Raw genomic sequence first — 6,957 nt, 5'->3', positions numbered from 1 at the left:
AGTCTTTCTGCCGATATTTGAGCCTAACTTCTTCAAGGGGGACGAGAATGTACAGAGTTGGCCTTCTGATTTTGTGTCTGATAGTCATCGTGGCCGGCAGCACATGGGTCGGCGCCGACCAAAGCCAGGAAAGTGTCAGTGAGGTATGCATCCCCATGGGCATCATCACCCTGGCGCCGCCCAGCGGCGCCGATCAGAAGCGTGCCGCGGTCGAATTCAACCACCCGCTGCACTTCGATTACAACTGCAAAACCTGCCACCACACCTGGGAAGGCGACGGCCCCGTCCTCAACTGCACCACCTCCGGCTGCCACGACCTGATCACCACCCCCATGAAGCCCGACAATGCCGGGATAGATGAAGAGATGGCGATCCTCTACTTCAAACGTGCCTACCACGCCTCGTGCATCGGCTGCCACAAGCAGATCAAGGAGGCCAACCTGGCGCTGGAGATGTCCCGCAAGCCCCTCACAGACCAATTGGCGCCCACCGGCCCCACCAGCTGCGTGGCGTGTCACCCCAACGACTAAGGTCACCGCTGCGGCCGCGCCAACAGGGCAGACCAGGGCGCGCCGCGCCGCCCGTCCGGCTCGGGGATTCCAGCAACGGGTGCACGGCATTGCGAACCGAGGTGCGGGCCGCCTCGCCTGCACCCGGGTCTTTTTGGCACCCCCCGGACGGCAAAGAAAACCCGTTTGAGGCCGCAGCTAAAGGGTGAACCGGCAGATCCCTGCAAAGGAGTGGCCCACCCGTGAAGGCGTCCCAGACCAGAGAGCGGCTGATCCAACGGATCAACGCCATGACCGACGAGCAATGCCGGGATCTGCTGAAGCTGCTGGATTGGCAGCAGCGGGACCAGCGGCGCTTTCCCCGCCAAAACAGCACCAACCCGTCGCGCTTTTTCATCCAAGATCAAGAGTATGCGGGCGTCATCAAAAACGTCAGCGCCGACGGCATGTTCATCGAATCCCCGCAGAGCGTCGCGCCCGGTGAGGAGGTGACGATCGTTTTTTCCCTGTTCAGCTTCGAGGACCCGATTCGCATCACCGGCCGCATCGCCTGGAAAGATCGCAACGGCTTCGGTGTCAAACTCGACATGAATCTGCGGGAGTTGATCAAAACCGCCGCCGCCAAACCGCCCGAGTCCTGAGCCCCCTCAGCCTAAACCGGCCCCCGCCGGTCCCCGAAATACAAATCGGCCGCCATCACCCGCATATGCGGGTGATGGCGGCCGATTGCCTTTGGTGAAAGCCTTCTTTTTTGGGGCCCCTCGACTAACTCCCGGGATGCCGCGGCCAGTCAGACGGCGACCGTCACGACGCTGTAGCACCGCAGACAGCGATCGGCCTCGGCCATGGCCTCCGGAACGCTATAGCCCTCCTCGACCTCGTCGAAGGTGAATTTGCGGCTTTCCGGCGGCAGCATTCTTAAATGGTAGCGCGAGCGCCCGCCGATCAGGCCCGTGTTTTCCTGGCCGTCGTAGACCTTGACCTTTTTGAAGAGTTGGTCGAAGCAGTCCTCCTCTTCCGGTTCCAGTGGCAGACCGTTGATGAAGCGGTCGATGCTGATGGCCGCCTTGCGGGCACCGGCACAGCCGGTGATCAGCGCGTTGGGACCGGTTTCACAATCCCCGGCGGAGAAGATTTTCGGGCGGTTGGTCTGTTTGGTGACATCGTTGACCACGATGGTGTGCCATCTGGTCACCTCGATGTCGGAGAGCCCCTCGAGCAGGGCCAGGTTGACCTGCTGGCCGATGGCGGGCACGGCGATGTCGCAGGGCATCACGAACTCGGACCCTTCCATGGGCACCGGACGGCGCCGACCGCTGGCATCGGGTTCGCCGAGTTTCATGCGGATGCATTCCAACCCGACGACCTTTCCTTTTTCGGCGATCACGCGCACCGGGGTGGTCAGGAAATGGAAGTTGACCCCCTCCTCCTCGGCATCATGAATTTCGACATCTTCGGCCGGCATCTCCTTGCGCGTGCGGCGGTAGACCAGATTGACATCCTTTTTTTGGATGCGAAAGGAGCAGCGCACACAGTCGATGGCCACATTGCCGCCGCCGACCACCACAACCCGCTGGCCCTCGGGGTAGGGGTCCTTGCCGTCGTTGATCGCCCGCAGGTATTCTACGCCGGGAATGAACCCCTTGTAGCCCTTGTCCTCCCCTTCCACCCGCATGTTGGAGCTGCCCTGGGCGCCGACACCAACAAAGACCGCATCGTTTTCAGCCTCGAGCTGCGAGAGGGTGATACCCTGCCCCACGGGCGTATTGTAGTGAATGGTAACGCCCAGCTTTTGGACCTCGGAGACCTCGTGGCGCAGGATCTGACGCGGCAGGCGATAATCCGGAATGCCCACGGCGGCCATGCCGCCCGGCTCTCCGAGCTGCTCATAGATCGTCACCTGATGGCCTTTGCGCGCCAGATGATAGGCACAGGTGACCCCCGCCGGCCCGGCACCCACAATCGCCACCTTGCCGGTCTTGGGGGATGGCTGCACTTGAAAGGAGGGGCTTTGGTGTTTGTCCAGTTCCTGGTCGGCCACGAAACGCTTGAGATATTTGATCGAAACCGGCTCGTCCAACAGCGCCCGCCGACAGTGGGATTCGCACGGTCGCACACATACCCGGCCGACGACACCTGGAATCGGCAGGCGCTCGCGAATGACATCCAGGGATTCCTGAAACTTGCCCTCCTTGATGCACTCCACATAGGTGGGAATATCCAGATGGATCGGGCAGGCGTCCATGCAGGGGGCGGTTACCCGGGAGTGATAGGTTCCCTTCGGGATGGTCTGGGATTCGGTAATGGCCGCCTGGAAGGCATCCCGAAAATAGGTCAGCGCGTGCAGAATCGGGCGGGGACCTGACTGACCGATGTGGCATTTGGAAGTCTCGCTGATCAGCTGCGCCAGACTCTCCAGTGTATCGAGATCCTCCGGCTGGCCGCCCCCGCCGCAAATGCGGGCCAGGATATCGGCCATCAGCCGGGTACCCAGCCGGCAGGGGGTGCATTTGCCGCAGGAGTTTCTGCGAACCGCGTCCATGTAGGATCGGCTTAGATCCACCACATTGACCGTCTCCGAGCGCAGGACGATGCCGTACCACCCCATCAGGGCCTTGATCTGTTCGTCCTGCTTGAAGTGCTCGGGAAGCGCCACCTTTTCAAGCGGTGCATAGTTCTGGAGCGCTTTGCCACGATTGTCAACGACCTCCCCCCCCCAGGAACTGAAGCATATCTCTGTCATTAGCCTTCTTCTCCCTTATGGTCAGCAAGGTTATCTTTACAAAGATGGATCAGTAGCACATCGGGTCGACTTTTGCAATTGCTAACCCGCAGGTTTGCAAGGGAAAATGCTTTTGATCTGGACGTCTTGCGCAACCCGCCGGGACCCGGGCATCATCGGAGGGGAACCGCGTTTTGGCGTGCGATTATTTCAGCCGCTCTTTCAGCGCATCGTACTCCTGGGGATCGAAGGCGTCGATCTCCCGGGCGTGCATTCGCCAGACTTCAAGGCAGACCCGGGCGTCGTCGAAATTTTTCTGTTCCACAAAGAGGTTGAACCACTTGAGGTTCTCGCGCATGGAGGTTTCGTAAATCTCGGTTTTGAAGGCTTCGAATTGCGCCGGGTCAAAATTGCCGGCATCCAGGGCCGTGCTGCGCCAGATGTTGAGGGCCACCCGGGCGCTGTAGAACCCGTCCTTCTTGACGGCGGACTGCAGACGCCGCAGGCTTTCCTGGGCAATTTGTTCACGCTGCCGCTGCTGTTCATCCGGAGCTGCCGCAGGCTGGTCCTCGGCCGAGGCCCCAAGCCCGAAACCCGATAGCAGCATCAGTGCCACCAAACCGGTCAGAAGGGTGAGGCGTTTCGCTGATCGCATCTTGAAACCGTTCACCGGGAGAGGAAGAAGGTGCAGAGCCCGACCGTCGGTCGGGCGTCCCGCAGCCGGAAGTCCGAATTTTATAGCGGATTGTTCGGGAAAGGTAAATGGGAAAACCGCGGCGCCGGTGACGGCGGGCCACAACCGCCAGGATCCCGTCAGGTGGGGCCGGATGCGAGCCGCAAACATTTCCCCCCGGCGGGTGGAGAAGTGCCGCCGGCCTAAAGGCAGTCGTGTTTCTTGAGCTGGCGCTTCTGAATGATCTCGTGGGTGTCGTAGTAGACGCTCTTCTGCTCCACCCACCAGATGTTGGTGTGACGCGTGCCTTTTGCAAACCCGCGGGCGAAGCCCAGGTAATTGGATACCAGGGCGACCGCCACCACCACGGCTATGATCAGAAATTTCTTTCGCATACTCCGAGGGATATCGGCAGCACCCGCCGGAGCCTTTAACCGCCCACCGCTGGGTGTCGGCCGGTGCAGCGCGACGGCGCCCCCGGAGATCAGCATCTCGAGCCTGCAAAAAAAAAACCGGAAAACCGCGCGCGTGACGCAGTCAACCGGCACGTGAACCCCCGGCGGCATCCGGTTTCGACGCCCGCTGCCGGCCGGGGGTTGAGGTGTTGCAAATCAGATCGGCATCCCGCCTGAGGCCTCCAGGCGGTTACTTGTAGATGCCAGCCCCGACGAAATACTGGGTGCCCGGCACCTGATAGATGTAGGTGCTCTTGGGCGACGGGGCTTCCTCCCCCGGTTTCGGCCACACATAGTCGACCCAGCCCTCGCCTTGGGCGGCCACGTTGACGAACTCCACAAACAAGGCCTTATCGTTGGCATCCTTGACCTCGAGCAGGCTGTCCTTCTCCAGCAGGGCCGGGCTCATGGGATGCGCCAACATCTTTCCGTCCATATTCATCAGAAAGACGTAGGTGTCTTTCCAGACAAACGGGCCCTCTTTATCGTTGATGGCCGCAACCGCAGCGTCCAGACCCTTTTCCTGGAGCATCTGGGCAGCTTCCTTGGATTTGGCGATGCACTCCTCCTGGGTGGCACTTTCGGCCAGAGCCAGAGCGGGAAGCCCCGCACAGACCAACAGCACAAGCGTGGTAACGAAGCATTTCTTCATCTCATCCTCCTCCTTCTGTGATGGGGTGTGTTCACCCGGCGGGATGTTATGGGGTCCGCCGGTACGGCCATTTGCGCGAGCTGCCATCACCTCCTTTCCTTACCGGCGCCTTCAAGGGGCCGGTTGCGGCGGGGACTTCGCCGCCCGCAAACCCGAGGCTTGCCGGCACACGGCATCGTGCCGCAGAGAGCCATCGCGCCCTCGGCGCCCGGCGCCGCCCAAAAGGCGGGGAATACCCAAGCGATTCACGTCGCAGACGGCTTTGGGCAGGCTGCCGGGCAGGCCCGGTCATGGATTGAGTCAACTGGTGAAAAGCAAATCTTGCAGGCTGGTGCCGAAACCCTGACTGGGCGCCGGTTATATGCGTCGGGCTTGATTTCTCAAATGAAGACAATGGACTGCTTATTCTTCTTACACAGAGCGCAAAACTTGTCTATAGGGGAAATCCTCATTTATATGGGGGTTTCCCCTATGCCTTACGCGGCGATGCCCATGGCCTGTCAGCGTTTGTAGCGCCCCATCAACTCGGCATGTTCCAGCACATGGCCGGCCATGGCCTTCAGCAGCTGCTTTTTGGTGACCCCCGGCGCCAGCCCCAGAACACTGTCCAGGGCGTAGAGATTGAAAAAGTAGCGGTGGGTTCCTCCGGGGGGACAGGGGCCGCCATATCCCAGTTTGCCGAAATCGTTGACGCCCTGCACCCCGCCGCTGGCGGGCCGCTCCTGGTGGGAAACCCCTGCCGGCAAGCGGTTCACCTGGAACGGGATATCGTAATAGACCCAGTGCACCCAGGTGCCCGCCGGGGCGTCGGGGTCATCACAGATGATCGCCAGGCTGGTCGTGCCACCCGGCAGGTCCTGCCAACTTAGTTCGGGGGAGATATCGTCGCCATCGCAGGTGTAGCGGGCGGGAATCATCCCGCCGGGCTCAAAGGCGGTCGTGCTCAATTTCATGACTGCACCTCCTTTTTCCGGAGAGAGGGACCGGATTTGCGGCGGCAAAGGGGGAATCGCCACCATATCGCCGTTAGGCAAGCCTGGCGGCGAGAATTGCGGGGCCATTGGGTTCAGGCGCAGACGGCCCTGAGCAAGGCGAAAATACCGGCCGGCTGCGGGGCAGCGGACAAGCGGTGATGACGGCAATGTCTTCCAGGGTCATCCCCGACGGGAGTCAACGCAGGGGTCGCCGACCATGCCAGTTCAAGATAGGCAAGTTCGCGTCAAACCGCAAGCGCAAAGTGCCGGCGCCGCATAACTCCGATTTCGGATACGTCGTCACCATGGGTTTCGTTCTGTGTTGGGGAGGCTTATGGTCTTGAGGAAAGGGTCTATTCGCAGCCGCCGGCCGTCGGTCGCAAAGGCGACCGCCCCATGGCTGAAGGTCGTGTAGACTGCGGCATTCAGCTCCCGGTAGCGCGCCAGCACGCTTGGGTGCGGCTGCCGCCCACGGCCGCCGCCGCGGGAGGAAACGACGACAATACTGGGTCGCGACCAGTTGAGAAAGGCCGGCGTACTGGATGTCCGGCTGCCGTGGTGCGGGGCCACGAGGACGGTCTCGCCGGACATCGGACGACCGGAGCGCACCAGCTCAGCCTCGGCTGTGGACATGATGTCGCCGGGAAAGAGAAAGGTGTGGGCCCCCATCCGCAGCCGCAACACCAGCGAATTGTTGTTGGTGTTGCGCCAGCCGTCATGGGCCCTTTTTTCGCCAAAATCCGCCGGCGGGTAGAGCACCTCAACCGTCACCCCGCCGATTTGAAAGCTCCGGGGCAGCGTCCGGAAGTCCGGATGCGGAATGGCGCGGCGGGCCTGGATCTCTTGAAAAATGCGGTAGGCGTTGGTTTCCACCGCCTCGTGGTTGCTCCAGACCCGTTTGATGGTGAAATGCCGCGCAATGTAAAGCAGACCGTTGAGGTGGTCGCTGTCCGGGTGGGAAAGCACGAGAGT

General features: G+C 61.4%; 8 protein-coding genes. 2 read left to right on the top strand and 6 right to left on the bottom strand.

Annotation, left to right across the window (positions count from 1 at the left end; genetic code table 11):
• Positions 1-47 precede the first annotated feature (47 nt).
• A complete protein-coding gene (locus LJE63_09775) occupies positions 48-530 on the top strand; it encodes a cytochrome c3 family protein (GenBank protein ID MCG6906901.1) in 483 nt (160 codons plus the stop codon).
• A gap of 221 nt (positions 531-751) precedes the next feature.
• The gene (locus LJE63_09770; protein MCG6906900.1) at positions 752-1,150 is read left to right on the top strand and encodes a PilZ domain-containing protein; all 399 of its coding nucleotides are present in this window, start codon (positions 752-754) and stop codon (positions 1,148-1,150) included.
• Positions 1,151-1,299: 149 nt separating this feature from the next.
• On the opposite strand, the gene LJE63_09765 is transcribed toward LJE63_09770, so the two are convergent.
• The 6 genes from LJE63_09765 to LJE63_09740 form a co-directional block, all read right to left on the bottom strand.
• A complete protein-coding gene (locus tag LJE63_09765; GenBank protein ID MCG6906899.1) occupies positions 1,300-3,252 on the bottom strand; it encodes an FAD-dependent oxidoreductase in 1,953 nt (650 codons plus the stop codon).
• A gap of 184 nt (positions 3,253-3,436) precedes the next feature.
• Positions 3,437-3,886: a hypothetical protein gene (locus LJE63_09760; GenBank protein MCG6906898.1), complete on the bottom strand. Its 450-nt coding sequence runs from the start codon at positions 3,884-3,886 to the stop codon at positions 3,437-3,439.
• Positions 3,887-4,107: 221 nt separating this feature from the next.
• The gene (locus LJE63_09755) at positions 4,108-4,299 is read right to left on the bottom strand and encodes a hypothetical protein (protein ID MCG6906897.1); all 192 of its coding nucleotides are present in this window, start codon (positions 4,297-4,299) and stop codon (positions 4,108-4,110) included.
• Positions 4,300-4,549: 250 nt separating this feature from the next.
• On the bottom strand, positions 4,550-5,011 hold the full coding sequence (locus LJE63_09750) for a cache domain-containing protein (protein ID MCG6906896.1): 462 nt from the start codon (positions 5,009-5,011) through the stop codon (positions 4,550-4,552).
• A 500-nt stretch (positions 5,012-5,511) separates the two neighbouring features.
• Entirely contained in the window at positions 5,512-5,964 is a 453-nt protein-coding gene (locus tag LJE63_09745) for a YbhB/YbcL family Raf kinase inhibitor-like protein (GenBank protein MCG6906895.1), read from the bottom strand.
• Between the two features lie 321 nt (positions 5,965-6,285).
• Positions 6,286-6,957 (bottom strand): hypothetical protein (locus tag LJE63_09740; protein MCG6906894.1); only part of this gene is annotated, 672 nt, incomplete at its 5' end.

The sequence above is a fragment of the Desulfobacteraceae bacterium genome (genome assembly GCA_022340425.1).
Lineage (GTDB): Bacteria > Desulfobacterota > Desulfobacteria > Desulfobacterales > JAABRJ01 > JAABRJ01.
Note: the sequence above shows the minus strand (reverse complement) of the source record. Positions and strands in the feature narration are given on the sequence as shown.